Below are 390 nucleotides of genomic sequence, written 5' to 3' on the forward strand. Positions count from 1 at the left end.
GCTGCCCGATAAAAGAATATTTATTTTTAAGAAGTAAGTGGTGGAGCTAAGCAGGATCGAACTGCTGACCTCCTGCGTGCAAGGCAGGCGCTCTCCCAGCTGAGCTATAGCCCCACATATGCTGGTACTTATTGTTTGATTACCGACTTCGTTGAAGAAGTGGTGGGTCTGAGTAGATTTGAACTACCGACCTCACCCTTATCAGGGGTGCGCTCTAACCAACTGAGCTACAGACCCAAACAATAAGTGTTTGTTCTCTTTACAATAACAATCATCTGTGTGGACACTACGAACAAATAAGTTCTAAATCGTATAAGGAGGTGATCCAGCCCCAGGTTCCCCTAGGGCTACCTTGTTACGACTTCACCCCAGTCATGAATCACTCCGTGG

The 390-nt window shown here is 46.7% G+C and carries 2 tRNA genes and 1 rRNA gene; all 3 read right to left on the minus strand.

The features are described from left to right. Positions 1-38: 38 nt before the first annotated feature. Positions 39-114: transfer RNA gene (locus tag H5201_RS22695), tRNA-Ala, on the minus strand. A gap of 46 nt (positions 115-160) precedes the next feature. After that, a tRNA-Ile gene (locus H5201_RS22700) sits at positions 161-237 on the minus strand. Positions 238-313: 76 nt separating this feature from the next. Continuing rightward, positions 314-390: ribosomal RNA gene (locus tag H5201_RS22705) — 16S ribosomal RNA — on the minus strand; the annotation flags it as partial.

Source organism: Pseudoalteromonas sp. SG43-6 (genome assembly GCF_014164365.1).
Classification (GTDB): Bacteria; Pseudomonadota; Gammaproteobacteria; order Enterobacterales; family Alteromonadaceae; genus Pseudoalteromonas; species Pseudoalteromonas rhizosphaerae.